Annotated in this window: 22 protein-coding genes and 1 riboswitch; of the genes, 14 read left to right on the top strand and 8 right to left on the bottom strand. The window is 72.5% G+C overall.

Annotated elements, in window-relative coordinates; all coding sequences use genetic code 11:
- Positions 1-68 precede the first annotated feature (68 nt).
- From thyX to FF096_RS07250, 4 genes are all read left to right on the top strand, one after another.
- A complete protein-coding gene (gene thyX / locus FF096_RS07265; protein ID WP_155216084.1) occupies positions 69-812 on the top strand; it encodes an FAD-dependent thymidylate synthase in 744 nt (247 codons plus the stop codon).
- Positions 813-891: 79 nt separating this feature from the next.
- A complete protein-coding gene (gene dapA / locus FF096_RS07260; RefSeq protein ID WP_155215653.1) occupies positions 892-1818 on the top strand; it encodes a 4-hydroxy-tetrahydrodipicolinate synthase in 927 nt (308 codons plus the stop codon).
- 52 nt (positions 1819-1870) lie between these two features.
- The gene (locus tag FF096_RS07255) at positions 1871-3562 is read left to right on the top strand and encodes a ribonuclease J (protein ID WP_309222843.1); all 1692 of its coding nucleotides are present in this window, start codon (positions 1871-1873) and stop codon (positions 3560-3562) included.
- Positions 3563-3728: 166 nt separating this feature from the next.
- Positions 3729-4913, top strand: coding sequence for a S1 family peptidase (locus tag FF096_RS07250; protein WP_155215651.1), 1185 nt, complete (start codon positions 3729-3731; stop codon positions 4911-4913).
- A gap of 49 nt (positions 4914-4962) precedes the next feature.
- Here FF096_RS07250 and FF096_RS07245 read toward each other — a convergent pair whose 3' ends face one another.
- Complete coding sequence (locus FF096_RS07245; protein WP_155215649.1) at positions 4963-6627, bottom strand: YbjN domain-containing protein; 1665 nt, start codon at positions 6625-6627, stop codon at positions 4963-4965.
- Positions 6624-7103, bottom strand: a complete 480-nt coding sequence (locus FF096_RS07240; RefSeq protein ID WP_155215647.1) for a YbjN domain-containing protein — start codon at positions 7101-7103, stop codon at positions 6624-6626. Before FF096_RS07240 ends, FF096_RS07245 begins: the two co-directional genes overlap by 4 nt.
- A gap of 112 nt (positions 7104-7215) precedes the next feature.
- Between FF096_RS07240 and FF096_RS07235 the strand changes: the two genes are divergently transcribed.
- Complete coding sequence (locus FF096_RS07235; protein ID WP_155215645.1) at positions 7216-9666, top strand: DNA translocase FtsK; 2451 nt, start codon at positions 7216-7218, stop codon at positions 9664-9666.
- Between the two features lie 70 nt (positions 9667-9736).
- Here FF096_RS07235 and FF096_RS07230 read toward each other — a convergent pair whose 3' ends face one another.
- A complete protein-coding gene (locus FF096_RS07230; RefSeq protein ID WP_093410153.1) occupies positions 9737-9964 on the bottom strand; it encodes a hypothetical protein in 228 nt (75 codons plus the stop codon).
- A gap of 84 nt (positions 9965-10048) precedes the next feature.
- Complete coding sequence (locus FF096_RS07225; RefSeq protein ID WP_155215643.1) at positions 10049-10363, bottom strand: multidrug efflux SMR transporter; 315 nt, start codon at positions 10361-10363, stop codon at positions 10049-10051.
- Between the two features lie 57 nt (positions 10364-10420).
- Positions 10421-10487: riboswitch (guanidine-III (ykkC-III) riboswitch) on the bottom strand.
- 91 nt (positions 10488-10578) lie between these two features.
- Between FF096_RS07225 and FF096_RS07220 the strand changes: the two genes are divergently transcribed.
- From FF096_RS07220 to FF096_RS07190, 7 genes are all read left to right on the top strand, one after another.
- Positions 10579-11502 carry an NAD(P)-binding domain-containing protein gene (locus FF096_RS07220; RefSeq protein WP_309222842.1) on the top strand — a complete coding sequence of 308 codons (924 nt, stop codon included), beginning with the start codon at positions 10579-10581 and terminating at the stop codon, positions 11500-11502.
- 55 nt (positions 11503-11557) lie between these two features.
- Positions 11558-13042: a 30S ribosomal protein S12 methylthiotransferase RimO gene (rimO, locus tag FF096_RS07215; protein WP_155215641.1), complete on the top strand. Its 1485-nt coding sequence runs from the start codon at positions 11558-11560 to the stop codon at positions 13040-13042.
- Between the two features lie 71 nt (positions 13043-13113).
- Positions 13114-13707, top strand: coding sequence for a CDP-diacylglycerol--glycerol-3-phosphate 3-phosphatidyltransferase (gene pgsA, locus FF096_RS07210; RefSeq protein ID WP_155215639.1), 594 nt, complete (start codon positions 13114-13116; stop codon positions 13705-13707).
- A 64-nt stretch (positions 13708-13771) separates the two neighbouring features.
- On the top strand, positions 13772-14281 hold the full coding sequence (locus tag FF096_RS07205; protein WP_230462346.1) for a CinA family protein: 510 nt from the start codon (positions 13772-13774) through the stop codon (positions 14279-14281).
- A gap of 240 nt (positions 14282-14521) precedes the next feature.
- Entirely contained in the window at positions 14522-14983 is a 462-nt protein-coding gene (locus FF096_RS07200) for a helix-turn-helix domain-containing protein (RefSeq protein WP_155215637.1), read from the top strand.
- A 180-nt stretch (positions 14984-15163) separates the two neighbouring features.
- Positions 15164-16024: a PspA/IM30 family protein gene (locus FF096_RS07195; RefSeq protein WP_155215635.1), complete on the top strand. Its 861-nt coding sequence runs from the start codon at positions 15164-15166 to the stop codon at positions 16022-16024.
- 23 nt (positions 16025-16047) lie between these two features.
- Positions 16048-16830: a hypothetical protein gene (locus FF096_RS07190; protein WP_309222841.1), complete on the top strand. Its 783-nt coding sequence runs from the start codon at positions 16048-16050 to the stop codon at positions 16828-16830.
- A 30-nt stretch (positions 16831-16860) separates the two neighbouring features.
- On the opposite strand, the gene FF096_RS07185 is transcribed toward FF096_RS07190, so the two are convergent.
- Positions 16861-20646, bottom strand: a complete 3786-nt coding sequence (locus FF096_RS07185) for a hypothetical protein (RefSeq protein WP_155215631.1) — start codon at positions 20644-20646, stop codon at positions 16861-16863.
- A 240-nt stretch (positions 20647-20886) separates the two neighbouring features.
- Complete coding sequence (locus FF096_RS07180) at positions 20887-21690, bottom strand: DNA-formamidopyrimidine glycosylase family protein (RefSeq protein WP_309222840.1); 804 nt, start codon at positions 21688-21690, stop codon at positions 20887-20889.
- Positions 21691-21800: 110 nt separating this feature from the next.
- Here FF096_RS07180 and FF096_RS07175 point away from each other — a divergent pair, with 110 nt between their 5' ends.
- Positions 21801-23003, top strand: coding sequence for a hypothetical protein (locus FF096_RS07175; protein WP_155215628.1), 1203 nt, complete (start codon positions 21801-21803; stop codon positions 23001-23003).
- A 75-nt stretch (positions 23004-23078) separates the two neighbouring features.
- On the opposite strand, the gene FF096_RS07170 is transcribed toward FF096_RS07175, so the two are convergent.
- Both FF096_RS07170 and FF096_RS07165 read right to left on the bottom strand, forming a co-directional pair.
- A complete protein-coding gene (locus tag FF096_RS07170; protein ID WP_309222839.1) occupies positions 23079-23321 on the bottom strand; it encodes a CPCC family cysteine-rich protein in 243 nt (80 codons plus the stop codon).
- Positions 23322-23325: 4 nt separating this feature from the next.
- Positions 23326-24222, bottom strand: coding sequence for an SAM-dependent chlorinase/fluorinase (locus FF096_RS07165; protein ID WP_309222921.1), 897 nt, complete (start codon positions 24220-24222; stop codon positions 23326-23328).
- 190 nt (positions 24223-24412) lie between these two features.
- On the opposite strand from FF096_RS07165, the gene FF096_RS07160 reads away from it, so the two are divergent.
- Positions 24413-25033, top strand: coding sequence for a hypothetical protein (locus FF096_RS07160; protein WP_155215624.1), 621 nt, complete (start codon positions 24413-24415; stop codon positions 25031-25033).
- The last annotated feature ends 4 nt before the right edge of the window (positions 25034-25037 follow it).

The raw sequence follows: 25037 nt of genomic DNA, 5'->3' as shown, positions 1-25037 counted from the left end.
GAGCCGGGACAGGCGAGCCGGAATTGGGTCGGCCCGGACGTGACCGTTAGAGTCGCGGCATGCCGGAGATGGTGCAGCCCCAGGTCAAGCTGATCGCGTGGACACATTTCGATCCGCCGGAGGATGTCCCGTGGTCGACCGATGCCGACGGTGGACAGGCGCTCGCGGAGTTCGCCGGGCGGGCCTGCTACCAGAGTTGGCGCAAGCCGAATCCGGCTACGGCCACCAACGCCGGATACCTGGCGCACATCCTGGAGGTCGGCCACCTCTCGGTGCTGGAGCACGGCTCGGTCAGCTTCTACTTCACCGGGGTGTCCCGCTCGTTCACCCATGAGCTGATCCGGCACCGGCACTTCTCGTACTCCCAGCTCTCCCAGCGGTACGTGCCGGAGCGGGACGCCGCGATGGTGGAGCCGACGGTGATCGCCGAGGATCCGGAGCTGCACAAGCGGTTCGTCGAGGCGGCCGAGGCGAGCGTACGCGCCTACAACGAGCTGCTGGAGGGGCTGGAGCGTCGTTTCGCCGACGTGCCCAACCCGACCCTGCGGCGCAAGCAGGCCCGCCAGGCGGCCCGTGCGGTGCTGCCGAACGCCACCGAGACCCGCATCGTGGTGACCGGCAACTACCGGGCCTGGCGGCACTTCATCGGGATGCGTGCCACCGAGCACGCCGACGTGGAGATCCGCGAGCTGGCGGTGGAGTGCCTCCGACAGTTGCAGCGGGTCGCGCCGAACGTCTTCGCCGACTTCACCATCTCGACGCTGCCCGACGGCACGGAGGTGGCCCAGAGCCCGCACGCCCAGACGTCCTGACCGGGCGTCAGGCCGCACGCCCGGGGACGGTGCGCCCTTCCCCGGTGGCCGGCTGCCGGCCGTCCGATAGGTTGTCACCATGACGCACGACCACCTTGACGCTCCGGTCCGGACTGTCTCCCGTCCGTTCGGCCGGGTGCTCACGGCCATGGTGACCCCGTTCACCGCGGACGGGGCGCTCGACCTCGACGGCGCGGCACGGCTCGCGGACTATCTGGTCACCGAGCAGGGCAACGACGCGCTGGTGGTCAACGGCACCACCGGCGAGTCGCCGACCACCACCGACGCGGAGAAGGAGAGCCTGATCCGGGTCGTGGTGGAGACCGTCGGTGACCGGGCCCGGGTGGTGGCCGGGGTCGGCACCAACGACACCCGGCACACCATCGAGCTGGCGTCCTCGGCGGAGAAGGCCGGTGCGCACGGGTTGCTGGTGGTCACGCCGTACTACAACAAGCCGCCGCAGGCCGGTCTGCTTCACCACTTCACCGCGGTGGCCGACGCCACCGGGCTGCCGGTGATGCTCTACGACATCCCGCACCGCACCGGTGTGGCGATCGAGACGGAGACCCTGGTCCAGCTCGCCGAACACGGCCGCATCGTCGCGGTGAAGGACGCCAAGAGCGACCTGACCGCGACGAGTTGGGTGACCAGCCGGGCAGAGCTGGCGTACTACAGCGGCGAGGACTCCCTCACCCTGCCCGCCCTGGCCGTCGGCTGTGTCGGCGTGGTGGGTACCTCCACGCACTTCACCGGCGCCGAGACCAAGCGGATGATCGAGGCGTACGACACGGGGGACACGGCGACCGCGCTGGCGTTGCACCGCCGCCTGCTGCCGCTGTTCACGGGGATCTTCCGTACCCAGGGCGTGATCCTGGTCAAGGCCGGCCTGACGGCGCAGGGCCTGCCGGCCGGGCCGGTCCGGCCGCCGTTGGTGAACGCCACCGACGGGGAGATCGCCCAACTGCGCGCCGACTGCGCTGCGGCGGGCCTGCCGCTCCCCGAATGATCAAACGACACGACGGACGCCGGGTGACGGCGTCACAGAATGAGGTGAACGCGTGACCGAGGCGCGCAACGAGGAGGCCCAACTTCCCCCGCCGCTGCCGGAGGGCGGACTGCGGATCATACCGCTCGGCGGGCTCGGCGCCATCGGCCGGAACATGACCGTCTTCGAGTACGACGGCAAGCTGCTGGTCGTCGACTGCGGGGTGCTCTTCCCGGACGTCGAGCAGCCCGGTGTCGACCTGATCCTGCCGGACTTCGCCCCGATCCTCGACCGGCTCGACGACATCCAGGCGATCGTGCTGACCCACGGCCATGAGGACCACATCGGTGCGGTGCCCTACCTGCTCGCGCACAAGCCCGACATCCCGCTGGTCGGCTCGCAGTTCACCCTGGCGCTGGTGGAGGCGAAGCTGGCCGAGCGGCGCATCCAGCCGTACACCCTGACCGTGCGGGAGGGCGGCCGGGAGCGGCTCGGCCCGTTCGAGTGCGAGTTCTTCGCCGTGAACCACTCGATCCCCGACGCGCTCGCGGTGGCCATCCGGACCCCGGCCGGGCTGGTGCTGCACACCGGCGACTTCAAGATGGACCAGTTGCCGCTGGACGGCCGCATCACCGACCTGGCCGGCTTCGCCCGGCTCGGCGCCGAGGGCGTGGACCTGCTGCTGTCGGACTCCACCAACGCGGAGATCCCGGGCTTCGTCACGCCAGAGCGGGAGATCGGCCCGGTCCTCGACGCCATCTTCACCAAGGCCCGGGGCCGGATCATCGTCGCTTCCTTCGCCTCTCACGTGCACCGGGTCCAGCAGGTCTTCGACTCGGCCGTGGAACACGGTCGCAAGGTCGCCCTGATCGGTCGGTCGATGGTCCGCAACATGGGCATCGCCCGGGATCTGGGCCTGTTGAACATCCCTCCCGGCCTGGTGGTCGGGTTGGACGAGGCGACCTCGATGCCGCCCGAGCAGATCGTGCTGATGTCCACCGGGTCGCAGGGCGAGCCGATGAGCGCGTTGGGCCGGATGGCCAGCGGCGACCACCGGCACATCACCATCGCACCCGGCGACACCGTGGTGCTCGCCTCGTCGCTGGTGCCGGGGAACGAGACCTCCGTCTACCGGGTGATCAACCGGCTGGCCCGGGCCGGTGCGGTGGTCGTGCACAAGGACGTGGCGAAGGTGCACGTCTCCGGCCATGCCCCGGCCGGGGAACTGCTCTACCTGCTCAACGTGGTCCGGCCCAGCAACCTGATGCCGGTGCACGGTGAGTGGCGGCACCTGCGTGCCCACGCCCGGCTGGGCATCGAGTCCGGCGTCGCGCCGGACCGGGTGGTGCTCTGCGAGGACGGCGACGTGGTCGACCTGGTGGAGGGTCGGGCCAGCCTGGTGGGGCACGTCAAGAGCCGGTACGTCTACGTCGACGGTCTGGCCGTCGGCGACGTCAGCGAGTCGCTGCTCACCGAGCGGCGCATCCTCGGCGACGGCGGTTTCATCGCCGCGACCGTCGTGGTCGACTCGGTCACCGGCAAGGTGGTCGCCGGCCCGACCGTGTCGGCCAAGGGCTTCTCGGAGGACCCGGGTGCCTTCAACGCGGTGATCCCACTGGTCACCGAGGCACTCAACCGGGCTGCCGGGGACGGGATCACCGACCCGCACCAACTTCAGCAGATCGTCCGGCGCACCGTCGGCCGCTGGGTCAACGACGCCTACCGTCGTCGCCCGATGATCGTGCCGACCGTCGTCGAGGTCTGAACACCGGGCGTACCGGACTGATTCCGATGGGCCACCACAATCGGCCGGTGGTGGCCCATTGGCCGCATTCCAGCGATTAGTCGGCTTCGCGTTCAACCGATCGGGCCTGGTGCCCGTACTCCGGGCCGGCAGGCGTACCCCACGCCCGCCGGGAGGAGCATGGCGGATGGACCGCAGACGATTGACAGCCATCGGTGTCGTGGTGGCGGCCCTGGGCGCGGCGGCGGCCGTTGCCCTGCCGTCGTTCGCCGGTGACGGTGGCACGCCGGTCGGCGCACCGACCAGCGGGGCAGTGGAGGGTGCCGACCCGGAGGTGGTCGAGGCGATGCGGCGGGACCTGCGACTGGACGACTCGCAGGTGGCCGCCCGGCTGAAGACCGAACGCTGGGCCTCCGGGGTGGTCGACCGGCTCCGGGCGGACCTCGGCGCGGCCTACGGCGGCAGCTGGCTCAGCGCCGACGGCAGCGAACTCAACGTCGCGGTGGCGAACGCGGCTCAGGCGCAGCGGGTGCGGGACGCCGGGGCGGTGCCGAAGGTGGTCGAGCGTGGGGTCGGCCAGCTGGACACCCTCAAGAGCCGGATGGACCGTACCGCCGCCCGCGCCCAGCAGGTGTCCGGCTGGTACGTCGACGTCGCGTCGAACACCGTCGTGGTCCTCGCGGAGCCGGGTGCGGAGGCAGCCGGTTGGCGGTTCGTCTCCCGCGCCGGTGTGCCGCGATCGGCGGTGCGGATGGCCACCGAGGAACGGCCGCGACTCTTCGCCGACGTCCGTGGCGGCGAGCCGTACTTCATCGGCAGCGGCCGGTGTTCGGTCGGCTTCGCGGTGGTCGGTGGCTTCGTCACCGCAGGCCACTGTGGTCGGGTCGGTGACCGCACCACCGGTGCCGACCGGGCACCGCAGGGCGTGTTCCGAGCGTCGTCGTTCCCCGGTGACGACTGGGCCTTCGTGCAGGTCAACAACAACACCCGGGTGCTGCCGGAGGTGACCGACTTCCGGGGTGGCGTGGCCCGGGTGGCCGGTTCGCAGGAGGTGCCGGTCGGTTCGTCGATCTGCCGCTCCGGTTCCACCACCGGAGTCAGGTGCGGCACGGTGCAGGCCCGCAACGTCACCGTCCGCTACCCGCAGGGGCTGGTCGGTGGGCTGGTGCGGACGAACGTCTGCGCCGAGCCGGGTGACTCCGGCGGCTCGTGGATCTCGGGTAACCAGGCGCAGGGCGTGACCTCCGGTGGTTCCGGGGACTGCGTCCGTGGTGGCACCACGTTCTACCAGCCGGTCAACGAGATCCTTCAGCGCAACAACCTGACCCTGCTCACCACGCAGAACTTCCGCGCGCTGGGCGGCCGGCGCTGATCCGCCTTCCCGGTCGGGCGGCACCGCCCGTCCGGCCGGGAACGGGTGGTCAGGGCAGGGCGGCAACCGCTTCCGCGTACGCCGCGCCGGTGCGTACCGCCGCGTCGACCAGCACCGTGACCTGAACCGGCGCGACCCCGTACGCCAGGTCGGTGCTCACCTCACCGGCCAGCACCAACTCGCCGTCGCCCGGGTCGTGCACGTACGCCTTGGGCAGCAGCCGTTCCCGGTTCCAGCCGTCGCAGAAGGCGTACGCCTCGGTGCGTCGGCTCGCCGCCAGCCGCCGCCCGGCCACCACCCGGGCGTGCAGGATCTCCTGGCGACTTCCCGCCCGCCGGAACTGGATGACCGCGTCGCCCCAGCGGCCCAACACGGTGCCGGCGGCGTCGACGGTGTAGCCGTCACCCCGCCGGTCCAACGCCTCCGTGATCATGGCCACGGTCAGCGTGCCGATCTCATCCATGGCCGGTCCGGCGGTCCCACCGTCCGCACCCGGCGTCGCCTCGGAGTCGAGTTCCTCGTCCGCTCCGAGTTCCTCGTCCGGCCCGGGCTCGTCGTCCGGTTCAAGGTCGGCGGGGAGCGGCACCGCCGGGGCGAGGGGACGCTCCGCCAGCCAGGCCGCCATTCGGCCGGACTGGTGCCCGGTGCCGTTGCGGGCGTCGAAGCTACCGGCCAGGGTGGTCGCCACGGCGAGCAGTTCGGTGCCGAGCCGACTCACCGGGACCTCGGCGGCCGGTCGCCCACGGTACGCCGGTCGACGCACCGCCCGACCGGCGACCGCCTCGCCAGCCAGCGCGCAGACCAGCGCACCCGCCGCCGCGAACTCCATCACGGACAGATCCTCGTGCGGTTCGTCCAGTCGGGGCAGTTGCTCGACGAGGATCTCCAGACCCCGGTCGAGGTGTCCACCCAGCGCACAGAAGCGCAGATGGGTGGCGAGATACCCGAACCCGTCAGGTTCCGTCCGGTGCCGTCGGTACGCCCGGACGTGGGCATGGGCCGCCCGCTGCACGTGGCCCGCCCGGAGCCAGGGCAGCAGCGCCGTGGTCAGCGCCGCCTCCGGCTGCGCGGTGCACCCGGCCGGCGCGTGGAGCAGCGGATCGAGCACGTCGAGTGCGGCAGCCCAGTCACCCCAGCCCGCCAGCAGCTCCGCCTGGCGGACGGGCAGGCAGTCGGGGCAACCGGCGACCGGTTCGGGCTGGCTGACCCGCCACTGGGCCAGCCAGCGGCGGGCGGCAGGCTCGTCGCCCACGTGGTCGGCGATCCGGCAACGCAGTTGCGCCACCAGCGCCCCGTTCGCCGCTCCGACCTCCCCGGTGAGCCCGTCCAGGACGCCGTACGCCTGGTCCAGGCCGATGCGGGGGGTGCCGAGCGACGCCTCGACGGCGTAGCGCCGGTAGCGGCGCAGGGCGTCGTCGTCCGGTCCCGCAGCAGCCAGGTAACGCTGCACGGGTTCGAACAGTCGCCACCGCTCGCCGCCCCGCAGGTGCGTCTCGACCAGCTCGGACCAGGCGTCCAGCGCGATCCGCCGATCGCCGTCCACCTCGGCGAGAGCGGCGATGCGTTCCAGTTCACCGACCCGGGCCTCGCCGTCGGGCAGGTCGCGGGCGTCGGCGAGCGCGTCGGCGAGTCGGGGGCGTACCCGGTCGGCGGCCCGGCCGCTGACCCGGGCCCGGCCACGGCTGCCGTCACCGCTCGGCGTCGGCCCGATCATCGGTGCGCCGTCCCCGCGAGCCGACCCACCTCGTCGGCCAGCCGGCAGCCGGCCGAGATGCCCCGGTCGAGCAGCCGGTCCAGCTGGTGCGGTGTGACACCCCGCTCCAGGTCGGTGATGACCTCGCCGCAGACCCGGGCCCGACCGGCGTCGTCGACGTGCACGAACGCCTTCGGCCAGAACCGGTCGTGGTTCCAGGTGTTGCAGAACTCGCGCAGCCGAGGCACCTCGTCCACGGCGAACGGGTGGACGGCGACGGTACGCACCTGGAGCACCTCCCCGGCGTCTCCGGCCCGGAGGAACCAGATGTGCCCCTGCGCCCACCTGCCCACCAACGCCCCGTCGGCGTCGCCGACCACCACATGACCCCGGTGGGCCAGGACGGCGGCGATGAGGTCACGGGTCAGCGGACGCAGCGTCGCCGGATGACCCGCCAACGGGTCGCCGGTGCGGTCCTCGAATTCCGGCGACCCCATCGGACACTCCCTTGCGAGGCGAATATCACGGCAGGTGGCGGGTAGCGCGCTGCGACACGCGGAGCGACCAGGTTGACCGGCCAATCACCCGGCCCGCCGTTACGGTGATGCTATGGCGGGCCGTACCCCTCAGGCGAGTCGGCGGCGCGGCGCGTCGCCGCGTGGCGGCACGAACAGTCGTGCCCGTCAACCGGCCAAGAAGACCCGTGCGCCGGTGCGCCGCCGCACCACGACGAGAGGGCCTGGCCCCGCCGCGTACGTCGGTCGAGGGCTTCGGGCCCTCTGGATGGGGCTGGCCCACGGGGTCGGTTGGGCGGTGCGTGCCGCTGGCCGGCAGGCCGCCTCGGCCCGTGATCTCGATCCGGAGCACCGCCGCGACGGCGCCGGCCTGCTGCTCATCGGTCTCGCCCTGCTCGGCGCGGGGGCGCTCTGGTTCTCGGCGGCCGGGCCGGTCGGTGCCCGACTGGCCGACACGGTGCGGCTCTTCCTCGGTGCCATCTCCATCGTGGTGCCGGTGCTGCTGGGGATCGGCGCATGGCGGCTGATGCGGGAGCCCGGCGACCCCGAGCACCGGGGGCGCGGGCTGGTCGGCTGGGGGTCCATGCTGGTCTCCACCGCCGCGCTGCTGCACATCGGTCAGCAGCCGGGCGACCCCGGCGAGCGGGATTTCGCCGGTGGCCTGATCGGCGCGGGCGTGGGCAGCGTGCTGGAGCGCGCGGTCACCGCCTGGGTGGCGGTGCCGCTGCTGGTCCTGCTGCTGGTGTTCGGGTTGCTGGTGGTCACCGCGACCCCGATCAACAAGATCCCCGAGCGGCTGGGGCTGTTGGCCGGCAGCGTGGTCGGGCAGGACGACACGGAAGAGGCCGAGGCGCCGACGGCACGGACCAAGCGCCGCCCCGCCAAGCGGGCGGCGCCACCACCGGTGGACCCGGACGAGTTCGAGGACCTGGACGGCGCGGATCTCCAGGAGACCATGGTCCTGCCGCGCAAGCCGCCGTCGCGGGTGCCGGCCAGTCGCAAGCCCGCCGAGCCGCCGGAGCACTCGCCCGCACCGACCCGGGCCGAGCAGCTCGCGTTGACCGGCCTGGCCGGCGACTACACGCTGCCTCCGTCGAACATGCTCAGTAGCGGGGCGGCCCCGAAGACCCGCAGTAAGGCCAACGACGAGGTGATCGCCGCTCTCACCGGGGTCTTCGACCAGTTCGACGTGGACGCGGCGGTGACCGGCTTCACCCGGGGACCGACGGTGACCCGCTACGAGGTCGAGCTGGGGCACGGGGTGAAGGTCGAGCGGATCACCCAGTTGTCGCGCAACATCGCGTACGCGGTGAAGTCGCCGGACGTACGCATCCTGAGCCCGATTCCGGGCAAGAGCGCGGTCGGTGTGGAGATCCCGAACACCGACCCGGAGAACGTGGCCCTCGGTGACGTGCTGCGCTCGCGTGCGGCCACCAGCGACCACCATCCGATGGTGGTCGCCCTCGGCAAGGACATCGAGGGCGGCTACGTGGTGGCCAACCTGGCGAAGATGCCACACATCCTGATCGCGGGGGCCACCGGCGCGGGTAAGTCGAGCTGCCTGAACAGTCTGCTCATGTCCATCTTGACCCGGGCGACACCGGACGAGGTAAGGCTGCTGCTGATCGACCCGAAGCGGGTCGAGATGACCGGCTACGAGGGGATCCCGCACCTGGTCACCCCGATCGTGACCAACGCCAAGAAGGCGGCCGACTCGCTGGAGTGGGTCGTCCGCGAGATGGACATGCGCTACGACGACCTCGCCGCCAACGGGGTCCGGCACATCGACGACTTCAACCGGAAGGTGCGCAACGGCGAGATCAAGGCACCGCCGGGCAGTGAGCGTGAGTTGCGTCCCTACCCGTACCTGCTGGTGATCGTGGACGAGCTGGCCGACCTGATGATGGTCGCCCCACGCGACGTGGAAGACTCGATCGTGCGGATCACGCAGCTCGCCCGAGCCGCCGGCATCCACCTGGTGCTCGCCACCCAACGGCCCTCGGTCGACGTGGTGACCGGCCTGATCAAGGCCAACGTGCCGTCCCGTCTGGCCTTCGCCACCTCGTCGCTGGCCGACTCGCGGGTCATCCTCGACCAGCCGGGCGCGGAGAAGCTGCTCGGCCGGGGCGACGGGCTTTTCCTGCCGATGGGCGCCTCGAAGCCGGTGCGGATCCAGGGCGCCTGGGTGACCGAGCGCGAGATCAACGATGTGGTGAAGTTCTGCAAGGACCAGCGTGAGCCGGAGTTCCGCCCGGATGTGCTGGCCCCCGCGCAGGACAGCAAGAAGAAGATCGACGAGGACATCGGCGACGACCTGGATCTGCTGGTGCAGGCGGTCGAACTGGTGGTCACCTCGCAGTTCGGTTCCACCTCGATGCTGCAACGCAAGCTGCGGGTGGGCTTCGCGAAGGCGGGCCGGCTGATGGACCTGATGGAGACCCGGGGTGTGGTCGGCCCGTCAGAGGGTTCCAAGGCACGTGACGTGCTCGTCAAGCCGGACGAGCTGGAAGAGGTCCTGGCGGGCTTGCGGGGCGGCGAGGACTGACCGCCCCGTCGACGCGAAACGGCCCGCCGGGTGGTGCGGCGGGCCGTGTCGTCAGAGACCGGAGAGAGGTTCAGAGCGCGCTGAGGATCAGCATGCTCAGCAGCATGGCGACCACGTTGGCCGCGGCGGCGTACCAGCCGAGCGGCTTGTCACCGAGAACCGCGCCGACGACGCCGAGGACCAGACCGATGACTCCGAAGAGGATCGGGTTGAGTAGTAGCGCGAGTACCGCGCACACGAAACCCACGATGGTGCAGATGCGGGCGGCGCTGGTCGAGCGGACGGTGCTGGTGGCCATCTTTCCCTCCAAGGGGTGCGTCTGATGTCTGCCGTCCGGTCTCTACCCACTCGGGACGTTCGCCACGCCCGTCCCGTCCGGGCGTCAGTGGAAGAGCTTGAGGCCGATCACGCCCGCCACCACCAGCAGCAGGCAGAGCACGCGGGGGAGGTTGGCCGGTTCGCCGAGCGCCACCATGCCGACGACCGCGGTGCCGACCGCACCGATTCCGACCCACACCGCGTAACCGGTGCCGACCGGGATCTCCCGCAACGCGAATGCCAACCCGATCATGCTCAGCACCAGGGTGATCGCGAAGACCGCCGAGGCGACGGGTCGGGTGAATCCGGCGGAGCGGTCCAGGGCTACCGCCCACGCCGTTTCGAGTAGTCCGGAGAGCACCAGCACGATCCAGGCCATCGGGTCACCTCGTCGAACAGTGGCCCGGCCACCAAGGCCGGGGCGAGTCGGTCATCACACGGGGCGTCTTGGCCTCACCGGGTACGCCCACGACTCGTCCGGGACGGCCACGCGGGCCGCCGGATCGAACGTAACAGCAGCGCAGTGAGAACCGCGCGGTGAGGCCGATCACCCGGGATAGACCTCAAGCCCGCTTCAAGCTGCACCATGGACCGGTGACCGTGCTCATCTCCGATTCGGAGGTCGCCGCCGCGCTGGACGCCGCGACCTCGGTGGACGCGATGCGTCAGGCCCTGCTCGCCGGGTACGACGGGCGGCTCGTCGCACCGCCCCGGGCCGCCGCGTCGCTCGGCACCGGCCGGATGGTGCTCACCGCCGGGCACCTGGTCGGGCAGTGGTACGGCTACCGGGCGTACGACACGTTCGGGCATCCGGAGGCCGAGCAGGTGGTGGTGCTGCACGACGGCCGGTCCGGCGCGGTGCGGGCCGTGGCCGTGGGGGAGGAGTTGGGCTCGCGGCGTACCGGCGCGCTGGGCGGGGTGGCGGTGGCCACACTGGCCCGCCCGGACGCCGCCACCGTCGGCGTGATCGGCTCCGGTGGACAGGCGTGGACCCAGGTCTGGGCCGCCGCCGCCGTGCGACGCCTGCGCGAGGTGACGGTGCACAGCCGGTCGGCCGCGCGGCGGGAGGCGTTCGCCGCCCGGGTGCGGGCTGAACTCGGCATCCCGGCCCGAGCCGTGGGGACCGCCCGGGAAGCGGTCCGCGACCGGGACGTGGTGGTGCTGGCCACCACCAGCGTGACACCGGTGCTGGACGCCGCCGACCTGTGTCCCGGCACGCACGTCAACGCGGTCGGCTTCAAGCAGGTGGACCGCGCGGAGTTCGGCACCGACCTGCTCGACGCCGCGGCCGTGCTGGTCAGTGACTCGGTGCCGCAGGCGATGTCGTACGCCCCGCCGATGCTCGCCGCGCAGCAGCCGTACGCCTCCCGGTTGCGCGACCTGGCAGCGGTGCTGGCCGGCACGGCACCCGGCCGGACCAGCGCGGACCAGATCTCGCTCTTCTGCTCGGTGGGTCTGGCCGGTACCGAGGTCTTCCTGCTCGATCGCGTGGTCCGGATCCTCGCCACGGCGGTGTAGGCCGCCCGCCCATACCGCCGTCGCCGGTGCGGGCATCGTCGCCCGGTACCCTCGGATGGTGTCTGCCACCTCCTCGCCTTCCCCTGATGGTCGCCGGGTCGCGCTGTTGACGTTGGGCTGCGCCCGCAACGAGGTCGACTCGGAGGAGTTGGCCGCCCGACTGCACGCCGACGGCTGGCAGGTGACCACCGACGGCGAGGGTGCCGACGTGGTGGTCGTCAACACCTGCGGGTTCGTGGAGAAGGCCAAGCAGGACTCCATCCAGACGCTGCTGGCCGCCGCCGACACCGGGGCCAAGGTGGTCGCCGCCGGTTGCATGGCCGAGCGGTACGGCCGGGAACTGGCCGACAGCCTCCCCGAGGCGCAGGCGGTGCTCAGCTTCGACGACTACCCCGACATCGCCGCCCGGCTGGACGCGGTGGTCTCCGGCCGGGAGATCGCCGCACACACCCCACGCGATCGTCGGGAGTTGCTGCCGCTGACGCCGGTCGCCCGGCGGGACAGCGCGGTGTCGGTGCCGGGGCACGGCCGCGCCGACGTCGACGAGCACACCCCGGCGCACCTGCGTCCGGTGCTGCGTCGCCGACTGGACACCGGCCCGGTGGCCTCGTTGAAGTTGGCCAGCGGCTGCGACCGCCGGTGCGCGTTCTGTGCGATCCCCGCCTTCCGGGGTGCTTTCGTCTCCCGCACCCCCGACGAACTACTCGCCGAGGCCGAGTGGCTGGCCAAGAGCGGCGTCCGGGAACTCGTGCTGGTCAGCGAGAACTCCACCTCCTACGGCAAGGATCTGGGTGACCCCCGGGCGCTGGAGAAGCTGCTGCCGCAGCTCGCCGCCGTCGACGGCATCGTCCGGGTCCGGGCCAGCTACCTCCAACCGGCCGAGACCCGGCCCGGACTGATCGAGGCGATCGCCGGTACGCCGGGCGTGGCACCGTACTTCGACCTGTCGTTCCAGCATTCCAGTGAGCCGGTGCTGCGCCGGATGCGTCGTTTCGGCTCCACCGACCGTTTCCTCCACCTGCTCGCCACCGCCCGGCAACTGGCACCGGAGGCCGGGGCACGCAGCAACTTCATCGTCGGGTTCCCCGGTGAGACCCGGCACGACGTCGACGAGCTGGTGCGCTTCCTCACCGAGGCCCGCCTCGACGCGATCGGCGTCTTCGACTACAGCGACGAGGACGGCACCGAGGCGGCCGGTCTGCCGGGCAAGGTCTCCGCCGCCACCATCAAACGCCGGTACGACAAACTCAGCGCGCTGGCTGACGAGCTGTGTTCGCAGCGGGCCGAGGATCGGCTCGGCTCGACGGTGGAGGTGCTCGTCGACTCGGTCGACGGCGGGATCGTCGAGGGGCGGGCCGCGCACCAGGCACCGGAGGTGGACGGCTCGACCACGCTCGTCGCTCCGGACGGCGGCGGCGTCGACCTGGCCGCCCTGCGCCCCGGCGACCTGGTCCGGGCCACGGTGACCGGCACCGAGGGAGTGGACCTGCTCGCTGTGCCGGACGAGATGATTTCCGCCGCGCCCGGCGCGGCGCGGTGACGGTGGGTCGGGACGAGGCGGAGGAGGCACGAGGTGCGGTGCCGGGTGCGCCAGGCGAGCGGGGCGATTCGATGACGGGGGCGACGGAGTCGCCGCCGGCGCCGGTGGTGGCCCGGGTGCCCGTGGTCAACGCCGCCAACGCCCTGACCGCGCTGCGGCTGGTGCTCGTGCCGGTCTTCGCCGCCTCGGTGGTGATGTCCGGGATGACGCACGCCGGATGGCAGATCATCGCCTGCGTCGTCTTCGCCGTGGCCTCGGTCACGGATCTGGTCGACGGGTGGATCGCCCGCAGGTTCGGGCTGGTCACCGCCGTGGGCAAGGTGGCCGACCCGATCGCCGACAAGGCGCTCACCGGTGCCGCGCTGCTGCTGTTGTCGTGGTACGACCGGTTGCCGTGGTGGGTGACGGTGGTCATCCTGGCCCGGGAGCTGGGCATCACGGCGCTGAGGTTCTGGGTGATCCGCCGGGGCGTGATCGCCGCGAGCCGGGGCGGAAAGATCAAGACTGCCCTCCAGATACTGGCCATCACCTGGTACCTGTGGCCGATGCCGGCCGTCCTGTCCCCGATCGGTCCCTGGATCATGGGCGCGGCGGTGGTGGTCACCCTCGTCACGGGGCTGGACTACATCGCCCAGGCCACCCGACTGCGCCGCACCCAGGGGTAGGAAACGGTCGGGGCCCCCGGCGTGTGACGCGTAGACCGTGCCCGGGCCGGGAAGGATGCAGATCATGGGTGTGCGAGAGGCCGAAGGTTCGATGGGTGCCGCGGCGGCTGGCGTGGTGCACCGCCTCGCCGAGCGGGGGGAGACGTTCGCCAGCGTCGAGTCGCTGACCGGGGGGCTGTTGGCGGCGACGGTGGTGGAGATCGCCGGAGCGAGCGCAGCCTACCGGGGTGGGCTGGTGGTCTACGCCACCGAGCTGAAGGAACGGCTGGCCGACGTGCCCGCAGACCTGCTGGCCGAGCGTGGCCCGGTCGACGCCGATGTGGCTAAGGCGCTCGCCGAGGGCGGGCGGCGTCGCTGCGGCGCCGACTGGGGCGTGGCCACCACCGGGGTGGCCGGGCCGGAGCCACAGGACGGCAAGCCGGTCGGGCTGGTCTTCGTCGCGGTCGCCGGCCCGAACACCACCGAGGTACGGCAACTCGATCTCCACGGCGGTCGTGACCAGATCCGGGGTGCCGCCGTGACCGAGGCGCTGCGTCTGCTGGCCGACCACATCCAGGTTTCCGACGCCCCCTGACCTCGCTGTCGCTGATCCACGTCGCCGCTGGTCGGTGGGCCGGTGGCCGCCGCCGTCGCGGCCTGTCGCAGGGCCAGACGGTGAGCCGTCGGGCCGAGCGGGCGGCGGCGGCTGTGGGAAGACCGGGCGGGGCGGGATGTCGCGGCGGCGCGCAGCGGGTACCGTTGCGGGAAGGCTCCGACAGCCGGTGCTTGCGCAGACCGGTCGGCCGGGCGAACTGTGTCCCTCAGGGGAGGTGCGATGGTCCTGCTACGCCGGGTGATCGGTGACGCACTACGGGCGCGCCGGCAGGGGCAGCACCGCACGCTGCGCGAGGTCTCGTCCGCAGCCAACGTCAGTCTGGGCTACCTGTCGGAGATCGAACGCGGCCAGAAGGAAGCCTCCAGCGAACTGCTCGCGGCGATCTGCGACGCGCTGGGCGCCCGCCTCTCCGAGCTGTTGCGCGAGGTCAGCGACACGGTCGCGATCGCCGAGCAGCTGCCGGGTGTGCTGGTGCCGGTGCAGGACGAGTCGGCCGAGTCGACGCCGGTCGCCGCCCCGGCCGTGCACAAGGCCACCGGTCGAGGCGTACGCCAGGTCACCTCGGATGGCAACGTCGCCGTCTCCGTGCGGCAGGAGTCCCCGCTCAAGGCCACGCTGCGCAGCACCCGGGTGCGGACGACCTCCGAGCGCCCCGACCGGGACGTGGTCTGCGCCGCCTGAGCCCTGCGGTCGATGGTCGAGGTAGCTCCCGCCGCGTAGGGTTGATCGCAGACGTCCCCTCTCGCCGGTACGGACGCCGCGTTGGCATCCGGCTGGGACGATGGTTTCACCATCGCCGGTAAGCGAGGCGGTCACCGGGTGGGGCAGGCACAGCGACGTGATTGAGGGGATACCGCGGAGATGGCGAACCCGTTCGTCAAGGGGTGGAAGTACCTGATGGCGCTCTTCGGCGCCCGTATCGACGAGCACGCCGACCCGAAGGTGCAGCTCCAGCAGGCCATCGACGAGGCCCACCGGCAGCACCAGGCGCTCGTCCAGCAGGCCGCCGCGGTGATCGGCAACCAGCGTCAGCTGGAGATGAAGCTGTCCCGGCAGATGTCCGACGTCGAGCGGTTGCAGGCCAACGCGCGTCAGGCGCTCGTGCTGGCCGACCAGGCTCGGGCCAAGGGCGACGAGGCCGAGGCCGGGCGGTACGAGCAGTCCGCACAGACCCTGGCCACCCAGCTCGTCTCCGCCGAACAGTCCGCCGAGGACCTGAAGACCCTGCACGACCAGGCACTGGCCGCCGCCGGGCAGGCCCGTCGGGCGGTGGAGAACAATTCCATGATCCTCCAGCAGAAGCTTGCCGAGCGCGCCAAACTGCTCAGCCAGCTGGAGCAGGCCAAGATGCAGGAGAGCGTCGCCGCCTCGCTGGAGTCGATGTCGGCGCTCACCGCTCCCGGCAGCACGCCCACCCTCGACGAGGTGCGCGAGCGCATCGAGCGCCGCTACGCGAACGCCATGGGCCGCGCCGAACTGGCCGGCAACTCGGCCGAGGGCCGGATGCTGGAGATCCAGAAGGCGACCCTGGACTCCGCCGGCTCCGCCCGGCTGGACCAGATCCGCGCCAGCATGGCCGGCGACCAACTGGGCGCGGGTGCCGACCGGGAGGCCGTCGCCGAACAGCCGACCTCGGCCGACCCGGCGGTGGCCCGGCTCGACGAGATCCGCGCCAGCATGAGCCGTGAGCGCGGCACGGGCGGCAGCACGGCCGCCGGCTGAGTGGCGAGATCGAGGAGGCGACGGTGGCAGCGGACGAGCGCACCCGGTACTTCCGCCGGCTGAGCCGGCTGCGCGGTTCCGCCCGCCGGTGGAGTGTGCTGGCCGGTGGGCTCGGCGGTGCGACGGCGGTGCTGACCCCGTACGCCGGGATCGGTCTTGCCGACGCGGCCTGGGCCGCCGCTGCGGGCGCGGCCACCGCGCTGGCCGCCTGGCGTTGGGTGGATCTGCGTGCCCTCGCCGCCCAACCCGCCCCGCCGCCGCTCGACCCGGCCCAGGTCGCCGCCCGCAACCGGGCCCGCCTGGTAGCCGCCGTGGAACGACTCCCGGCCGGGGCGGGTGTGCTCGCCGAGGTGCGTCGGGTCCGCTCCCGCTCCGCGCTGCGCGGCACCGTGGCGGCCCAGCCGTGGCAGCGGCTGGACCGGGCCGCCGCCGCCATGAACTCGATGACGGGGCGGCTGACCGGTCTCGCCGAGCCGGCCGTCGCCGAGGCCGCCGCCGCCGAACAGTCGCTGCGCGAGTTGGCCGACCGGGTGGCCAGCGTGGAGCGCGCGCTACGGCTGGCTCCGGCTGACGCGAAGCCTCCGCTGGTCGAGGCGCACCGGGCGTTGGCCGGGCAACTGGAGACGGGAGTGGCGGCGTACGAGCGACTGGTGGTCGCCGCCGCCGGCTACCTCGCCGAGGAGTACCGCCCCGACACCGAACACCCGGCCGCCACCCGGCTCACCGAGGCCACGGATCTCCTCCACGGTTTCGCCTCCGCCCTGTCGGAGTTGCGTACCGTCTCCCGCCCCGCACCGTCGCGCTGACCCAACACCCGGTGGCGGGCGACCGGACGGTCAGGGTGGGGTGGTGACGGGGACGGTGCCGGTGTACGCGGAGGTGCCGACCACGTTGAACGAGCGCACCCGGTAGTGGTAGGTGACGCCCCGGGCCAGGCCGGTGTTGGTGAAACCGCGCCCGCTGACGGTGAACGTGGCCACCTCCCGGGTGAACGCCGGATCCAGCGCCCGTTCCACGGTGAACCCGGCGCCCGGCCCGGCGGGTGTGCTCGCCGACCAGCTCAGCACCACCGTCGCGGTGTCCGGCCCCGGAGCGGTGACAGCCACGGTGACCGAGATCGGTGTGCCGGGTGTGGGCGGGGTGGTCACCGTCGCCAGCGGGGACCAGGGGGAGGCGGCACCCAGGTAGGTGGTGCGTACCCGGTAGTAGTAGGTGGTGTCGGGCGCGACCGCCGAGTCCAGGTGGCTGTCGCCGACGCTGATCGCGGTGGTGCCCGGTCCGCTGGTGAAGGTCGGGTTGGTCGCCCGTTGCACGTCGATGCCGGTGGCGAAGGAGTTGTTGGTCCAGCGCAGCGCCACCCGCAGCGGTGCGGCGGGTGGCACCGTCGCGGTCAGCTTGGCCGGCGCGGTGAGCTGTACCGAGGCGGGAACACTGTTCGACCAGGTGGAGCAGCCGGCCGCGTTTTCGGCGCGGATGCGGTAGTGGTAGGTGACCCCGGGCGTGACGGTGGCGTCGGTGTAGCGGGTCGCGGTGGCCGCCACGGTGATGCTGGTCAGCCCGTTCGTGAAGGTCGCGTCGGTGGCGCGTTGCAGCAGGTGGCTGGTGGCCGGTGGGCGGCTGCCGTTTCCGGTCCAGGCGAGGGCGATCGCCGGTAGCGCGGTCGCCGAGCCCGGTGCCGGTTCGGCGGTGAGGCCGGTGGGTGCCCGGGGCGAGACCCGGACCACCAGTGGTCGGGTCAGGCCCTGGTCCCGTAGGCCCAGCGCGGCACTGCCCCAGCGGTACTCCCAGCCCAGGTTGACCAGCTGGTTGACCACCGACGCGGGTCGCCCGTCGATCGGGCTGATCGGGGCGGAGTCGAGACTGACGCCGGCTGGCCGGGCCGGGTCGAGCAGCCGTACGCTGTCGCCGATCTTGAATGGCAGGGCCGGTGCCTCAGGGCGCAGCGCGAGCAGCACGTCCTCTCCCGGATCCACCCGCACCACCTGTTTCCAGCCGAGTTCGGCGGGGTGTGGCGGCCGGATCGTGCCGTCCCGGCCGACCCGGCCGACCACCTGGACGTCCAGCCCGTCGAACCGCACCGGATGGCTCTGCCGTCCGGTGCCGCGTACCCGCCAGAGCTGGCTGCCGTCGCCCGGCGTGCCGACCGCCAGGGCCGGATCGCTGGCGTGTACCACCTCGGTCGCCGGTTCGGCGGGACCGAGCGGCAGGGTGGTCTCGCCGCGGGTACCGCCGTGCGGGTGGGCCACGGCGAGTCGACCGGTCAGCCTGCCGTACTCGGGCTCGAAGACCTGCCGTACGGACGTGACGACCAGTGGCAGACGCACCGGCGTGCCACCGGGTGGGGTGAACTCGACGGCGGTGGCGTGCACCGGGATCCGGGTGGGGGCGCTGGTGGTGCCGAAGCAGGGGTCGTAGGCCGGTTGCGGGACGACCGGGGGGCGCTGGCTGGCCGCGTACGCGCCGGGCAACCGCTCCCGCAGCCGGTCGAGGTCGTACGGTGCGGCAGGGGTGCCGGTCACCCGGATCTGCAGCACGGTGCGCGTGTTCGGGCCGTACCCGGGCAGGGTGGGCGGCGCGCCGCCCTCGTCCCGGCGGTCCGGCCCGTCGGTGTGGTGGTCGTAGCGGGGGTCGAAGCAGGGCAGCGGGGCGGGGCAGTCGTTGTAGAGGATCAGGGTGGTGCCGGGGTCGACGGTGGCGAAATCCACCAGCACGTCGGCCCGTTCGCCGGGGGCGAGCAGCAGCGCGTGACCGTCGACGTTGAGCACGGTCGGGTCGCGTCGGTCGTAGCGGAAGCCGATCGGCCGGTTCGGCACGACCACGGGCGCCGGTAGCAGGCCGCACTCGTTGCCGATCCTGATCATCTGGGGGCCGGTCGCCGCCGGGTCCGGCACCCCGCCGGGTCGCCCGTCGGTGGGCCACTCCGCGGGTCGGCCCGGGGCGCGTACCGCCTCGACCATCGGCACCTCACCGGCGGCGGCGTCGGCCAGTCGGCCGTCCGGCGTCCACATCGGCGCGTCCGAGGCGGCCCGGTACAGCTGGAGGTTGAGCCAGCGGTCGGGGCAGGCGTTGAGGACGCGCCACCGGTAGAGCTTCGGCTGCACCTCCAGGTACGGGTACGCGGCGCCGTTGACCAGGATCGTGTCGCCGTACGCGGCGGGCACCGCGCTCGGGTGCGGCACGCCGGGGGCTTCCGGGGGCTCGTCCGGATCGGTGACCGGGTCGTGGTGCGGGTTGGGTACGGCGGCGGCGGGTGCGTCGGGGTCGACCGTGACGGCGGTACGCGACCAGGGCCCGTAGTCCCACCGGCCGGTCGGGTTGCGCCCGTCGCGGCGGTACGGGTTCTGGCGCGACTGGTAGACGTGCGGATGCCAGAGGGATCCTCGGGCACCCCAACGGTCCCGGTCCCAGGTCGGGTCCTGCGCGGCGAGCTGGGCGTCGTCCGGCACGAACGTCTTGTCCTCGAAGACCAGCGGCAGCTGCTCGGCCGGCAGCGTCCCTTCGGCGATCAAGCGCTCCTGCACGTCGTCGGTGAGCAGGTACAACGCGACCTGGCCGGAGTAGACGGTCAGCCGTGACAACCCCACGGTGTGGTCGTGGAACCAGAGCAGCCGACCGCTCTGGTCGTTGGGGTAGTAGAGGGTGGTGGCGCCCCGGCCCGGGTGCGGCATGTCCGGCACGTGGGCCAGACCGGCACCGGTGGGGTAAGGGGTGATCTCCCCGGTCGGAGTGATCCACTGCCACGGGTTGCCGGCACTGATCCAGCCGGTCCGCGCACCGCAGAGGTGCAGCACCGCCCGGTTCTGCGGGTAGGGCGCCGGTCCGTCGACGGGGCCCGGACCCGCGCCGGGCACCGTCGGGTCGACCGGCAGGAAGAGGTCACCGGCCGGTCCGGCGGGTAGCTGGTTGATGAACTTGACGCGTACCGGCCGGTCGCGGCGGGCCAGCACCACCGGACCGAGGTGCCAGGGCCGCCGGGGCGGGACGATCGTGTTGTGCCCGTCCGCGTCGGTGCCCAGGTTGAGCTGACGGTAACCGCGCAGCCGGGTCGGCGGTAGGTCCCGGTGCAGCCGCTGGGTGTACTCCTGGAGCCCGATCTCGTAGTAGTCGCAGCCGGGGTAGGTGATGGTGTCGGGCACGGCAACCGGCAGGTGGGCGCCGAGTGGGGTACGTCCCAGTGGACCGAGGCCGGGCAGCGGGTCGACGAACTTGCGTAGCCCGGTACCGGTCTTCACCTGGCCGTTCTCGTCGTGGACGGGCAGCGGGCTGTAGGCGTGGTTCGGCACCGGACCGAAGCAGCGGGGCACCGCCGCCGGATCGAGACTGGCCAGTGTGAGGGCTGCCGCCTGCGGTGACGCGGGCGGTCGCCGTACCGGGGAGGTCACGGCGGTGGAGCCCGATCCGGTCGACTCGTCCGGTCCGGCGGTGGCCTTGCGCCCGGCGGTGGCCTTGGGCCTGGCCGGGGCGTCCGGCTCGGTGGTGGGATTGGTGCCAGGCTGGGCGGGGGTGGCGTGTTCCGTGTCCTGACCGGTTCGGGCGGTGGGGACGGCGCTCGGCGGTCCCGACTTGTCGGTACGGGCGGCGCGGTCCAGCCAGGTCGACCGGAGTCTGCGGAACACGGCCATGGCTCTCCCGGTGATCGGGGCGCGACGGCCACCACCCCGACGTGGCGGCGCGGACGCGCGTACTGACGTTCCGTGAGCCCTCAACCGCAGCATGCGACGTGAGGTGGCCGGTTAGGAAGTCCCCTTTCGTGCCATTCTGCCGAGCTGACGGTGTGTCACCGTCGCCACGCCGCGTTCCTCGCGTCACCACCCGTGCCATCGGCTGTCACCGGCCCAGACCGCCGCGTGGAAGATGCCCCCTCAGGTCCGGTCCCCGGGTTGGCAGGTGGGGCACCAGTAGGTGACCCGTTCCCCCAGGTCCTCCTTGCGTACCGGGGTGCCGCAGCGTCGGCACTGCTGCGCCCGTCGCCCGTAGACGTAGCTGGTCCGGCCGCGTATGAGCGAACCGGTGGTGCTCTGCGTCCAGCGTCCCCGGTTGGCGGCCAGCAGCTTCTGCGCCAGGGTCACCAGGGCGACGAGGTCGGGCACCTCCCGCACCGGGGTGCGGGGGTGGATGCCGCGCAGGAACAGCACCTCGCACTTGTAGAGGTTGCCGATGCCGGCCAGGTTGCGCTGGTCGAGCAGGGCCACACCGATCGGGGTGTCCGGCCCGGCGGCGAGTCGGGCGACGGCCTCGGCCGGATCCCAGTCGGTGCCGAGCAGGTCGGGACCGAGACGGCCGACGAGGTGCGGCTCGTCGACGGTGGGCACCAGCGCCACCTCGTGCAGGTGGTATCCGACGGCGGTCGCGGTCGGGGCGCGCAGCACCACCCGGATCAGGTGTGCCGGCCGGGCCGTCCAACGCTCCCCGGGGGCGTACGCCCGCCAGGTGCCGTCCATCCGCAGGTGCGAGTGCAGCGTCCAGCGCGGCTCGCCGACGTCGGCGGGAGCCTCCAGCCGCAGCAGCAGGTGCTTGCCCCGGCTCGCGCTCTCGCGTACCGCCCAGCCGGAGAGGTCGGTGGTGGCCAGCGCGGGCACCCGGAAGTCGCTGCCGGTCAGCCGCGCGCCGACCAGCGCGCGTTCCAGGACGCGGGCGGTGTTCCAGACGGTGTCGCCTTCGGGCACGGCCCCATTGTTCCCCACCCGAGTGCAATTCATGTGTATCGCTACTTGTATGACGCTTTTATTCGATCTACTGATATAGGCACTATCGGGGAGTTCTGAGGAGAATGCTGATGAATCATCCCCGTGTTTCCGTCCTGGCCGTCATCGTGGCCGCCGTCCTCGTCGTCGCCCTGCACCCGAGCTCCGCCTCCTCGGCCGCTCCGGCCGACCGATGGAGTGTCAGCCTGTCGGCCGTCGACGCTGACGACGTCAACGTGCGACACACCCGCGCGGGCCTGCGCCTGGCCGATGCCCGGCCACCGGGCGCACCAGCCCGACGCAGTGCTGTCGCCGAGGGCATGCTGGTGGTCGCACCGCGAACCCTCAGCCGCCCGGCCAACCGGATCCGGGCCGAGATCACCGCCGCCGCCCGGCCCGGTGCCACCGCGACCGTCCAGGTCCGGGGCTGGCGGACGACCGGCTGGACCGAGTGGCGTGACGCCACGCCCGCAGCCGTCTTCGACCAGCCGGTCCGCCGGGTGCAGGCCCGGGTGGTGCTCACCGGCAGCCGCGCCGGTGCCAGCGCCGAGGTTCGCGCCGTCCGGCTCACCGCCGACACCGCAGCCGTTACCACCGCCGCCACCCCGGGCCTGACCTACCGGGTGTTCGCGACCCGGATCGGACTGGTCGGCGAGGTGACCGCCAACGGGCACACGGTCCGCGCCCGGGACCACTTCGTGGCGCTGCCCTCCCGCCGAGGGCTGTCCCCACGCAACACCGGCGACTACACCGTGCGGGTCTGCACCACCACCGGAAGTCGCTGCGAGTACGCCCCGGTCTGGGACGTAGGCCCGTGGAACACCCGTGACGACTACTGGAACATCAGCGGAGTGCGGGAGAACTGGAAGGCCCTACCGCAGGGCAGGCCGCAGGCGCAGGCCGCCTACCAGGACGGCTACAACGGCGGGCGGGACCAGTTCGGTCGGGTGGTGCTCAACCCGGCCGGCATCGACCTGGGCGACGGGACGTTCTGGGACGGTTTGCAGCTGACCACGAACGCCTGGGTCGACGTGGCGTACCTGTGGACCGGCACCGGTTCCCGTGGCGTGGTCGGCGACGGGCCGCTGACCGTGCGGACCGGCCCCGGCACCAGTTACCAGTCCCGGGGTCTGGCGGCCCAGTACGCCAGCGTGCCGATCCAGTGTTACGTCACCGGGCAGACGATCGTCGGGCCGTACCGCACCACCAACCGGTGGAACCGTCTGACCAGCGGGCAGTTCGTCAGCCACGCGTACATCTCGACGGTCTGGGGTCCGGCGGTGCCGCCCTGCTGAGACCGGCACCGTGAGCCGGGTCGGTGTCCTCCCACGCCGGCCCGGCTCGACCGGCATGCCGGTGCCCGCGTCGGCTCAGGGCATCTCGTCCGCCCGCGGTGCCCGCACCAGTTCCTGGTACCGGGGGTGACAGGCGCCGTAGACGGCGAAGTTGAGGCGTGCGTGGGACAGGCTCAGGTCACCGTTCGCCCTGCCGCGTACGACGTCCGCGTCGGCATCGGACTGGCCGTCATCTGTCCAGAAGCAGACCGGGCAGGTGCCCCCACCGGTCCGGTAGGTGCAGCAGGGACAAGCGGCGGGAACCCAGCGATCATCCACCTTGTCAGCTTTCCACAGTAGACACTTCATCCGTGTTGTCCGGCAGCGCCCCCACGACGCCGCAAGCCCGGACCCGCAGCAGCGTACCCGGGACCACCGCGAGAAGCGCGGCGGCGTGTCCACCGTTGACCGACAGGGCCACCCGGTCGGCCGAGTCGGCGTGCGCCACCAGGGCACCCACCGGGGCGTCGCCGAACGTACGCCCGTGCACCGCCTCCCGTTCCCGCCCGTCGACACCCGTCGGGCCACTCCCACCGGTCTCGGGCCGTACCCGGACCCGCGCCGGCAACGGCTCCAGCAGGTCGGCCGGAGCGGCCAACTGGACGTTGCCGAAATGGTCCACCGTCAGCACCTCGGCGACGAAACCGTCCGGCAGTCGGCGGACCAGCGGTGCGGGCAGCCGTACCAGCGAATCCGGGTCGACCGCCGGGCCTGCCTCGGCCAGCGGGGCACCGAGGGCCAGGCGGGCCGCGACCGGTGCGAAGACGTCCCGCCCGTGGAAGGTCGCCGACACCCGGGGCGCCAGCCAGCGTGGGTTGGTCAGCTCCACCGCCCCGGTCACCCCGCCGAGCGCCTCGGCGGCGTCGAGCAGCAGGCCGTTGTCGGGGCCCACCAGCATTCCCGCGCAGGTGGCCAGCGCGATGGCCCGGCGGTTCGTGCCGACCCCCGGGTCGACCACCGCCACGTGCACCCCCGGCGGCAGGTGCGGCACCGTCTGTGCCAGCACCGTAGCGCCACGCCGGATGTCACCCGGCGGGACCAGGTGGGTCACATCGATGATCCGCAGCTGTGGCGCGAGGCGGGCGATCACCCCGTGGCAGGCCGCCACGAAACCGTCGGCGAGACCGTAGTCGGTGGTCAGCGAGACGACCCCGGCCGGTGCCGGGAACTCACGGTCGATGCTGCTGGTCACGGCACCGGATCGTACGCCCGCAGCGGCCACCACGGACGGGTGATGGGGCCGCCCAGCACAATGGAGCCACTCGGCCGATGCCGTCGACGCCGGGGCGGTGCCCGATGCCGGATAGTCGACAGCATGGCTGGCCGACCGGCCACTGCCTGCGGCGCGCCCCGGTTGGCACACTGCCCAGGTGAGCCACCGGATTCTGCCAGCCGTCGCCCTACTCGTGGTCACCGTCGCCCTGACCGCCTGCGGGGCGGACCGGGACGACCCGCAGGCCGCCGCACCGACCCCGTCGGTGGTCGTACCGCCGGTGGAGCCGTCCCCGACGAGTGACCCGGACGCCGTGCCCACCGGCGACGCGAGCCCGGCCGCACCCGCCACGTCGAGCCCGGCCGCACCGGGCAACGCCACCGCACGACCGACGACCGCCGGTCCGGAGGCGGGCGGTACGACCGAGCGGCGACCGCCGAGCCCGCCGCCCGTGGTGCTGCCACCGCGTCAGGCCGGCGCACCGACCGGTCGGGAGGTCGTGGCGGCCTTCCGGGCGGCCGGTCTCAAGGCGGCCAACGCCCGGGACCGGTCCATCGACTGTGGACCGGACGGATTGGGACTGGGCTGCTCCGAGATCGTCACGACCGACCAGGTGACCGTCTACGTCTTCCCCGACGAGAGCAGCGCCGACGACCTGGCCGAGCGGTGGAGCGGTGCCGCCTACCGCAGCGGCACCGTGGTGCTGAACTACCTGGAGGCGAAGACCCCGCCCGCTGAGCGTCCCCGCTACGAGAAGGTCCTCGACACCCTCCGCTGACCGT

This window comes from Micromonospora sp. CP22 (assembly GCF_009712475.1).
GTDB lineage: Bacteria > Actinomycetota > Actinomycetes > Mycobacteriales > Micromonosporaceae > Micromonospora.
This window is presented reverse-complemented; position numbering and strand designations above follow the sequence as displayed.

What these genes read in the sequence shown, in the direction of transcription:
- thyX (WP_155216084.1), top strand. Translation starts at nt 69, where the DNA reads ATGGTGCAGCCCCAGGTCAAGCTGATCGCGTGGACACATTTCGATCCG.
- dapA (WP_155215653.1), top strand. Translation starts at nt 892, where the DNA reads ATGACGCACGACCACCTTGACGCTCCGGTCCGGACTGTCTCCCGTCCG.
- FF096_RS07250 (WP_155215651.1), top strand. Translation starts at nt 3,729, where the DNA reads ATGGACCGCAGACGATTGACAGCCATCGGTGTCGTGGTGGCGGCCCTG.
- FF096_RS07245 (WP_155215649.1), bottom strand. Translation starts at nt 6,627, where the DNA reads ATGATCGGGCCGACGCCGAGCGGTGACGGCAGCCGTGGCCGGGCCCGG.
- FF096_RS07240 (WP_155215647.1), bottom strand. Translation starts at nt 7,103, where the DNA reads ATGGGGTCGCCGGAATTCGAGGACCGCACCGGCGACCCGTTGGCGGGT.
- FF096_RS07235 (WP_155215645.1), top strand. Translation starts at nt 7,216, where the DNA reads ATGGCGGGCCGTACCCCTCAGGCGAGTCGGCGGCGCGGCGCGTCGCCG.
- FF096_RS07230 (WP_093410153.1), bottom strand. Translation starts at nt 9,964, where the DNA reads ATGGCCACCAGCACCGTCCGCTCGACCAGCGCCGCCCGCATCTGCACC.
- FF096_RS07225 (WP_155215643.1), bottom strand. Translation starts at nt 10,363, where the DNA reads ATGGCCTGGATCGTGCTGGTGCTCTCCGGACTACTCGAAACGGCGTGG.
- rimO (WP_155215641.1), top strand. Translation starts at nt 11,558, where the DNA reads ATGGTGTCTGCCACCTCCTCGCCTTCCCCTGATGGTCGCCGGGTCGCG.
- pgsA (WP_155215639.1), top strand. Translation starts at nt 13,114, where the DNA reads ATGACGGGGGCGACGGAGTCGCCGCCGGCGCCGGTGGTGGCCCGGGTG.
- FF096_RS07205 (WP_230462346.1), top strand. Translation starts at nt 13,772, where the DNA reads ATGGGTGTGCGAGAGGCCGAAGGTTCGATGGGTGCCGCGGCGGCTGGC.
- FF096_RS07200 (WP_155215637.1), top strand. Translation starts at nt 14,522, where the DNA reads ATGGTCCTGCTACGCCGGGTGATCGGTGACGCACTACGGGCGCGCCGG.
- FF096_RS07195 (WP_155215635.1), top strand. Translation starts at nt 15,164, where the DNA reads ATGGCGAACCCGTTCGTCAAGGGGTGGAAGTACCTGATGGCGCTCTTC.
- FF096_RS07185 (WP_155215631.1), bottom strand. Translation starts at nt 20,646, where the DNA reads ATGGCCGTGTTCCGCAGACTCCGGTCGACCTGGCTGGACCGCGCCGCC.
- FF096_RS07175 (WP_155215628.1), top strand. Translation starts at nt 21,801, where the DNA reads ATGAATCATCCCCGTGTTTCCGTCCTGGCCGTCATCGTGGCCGCCGTC.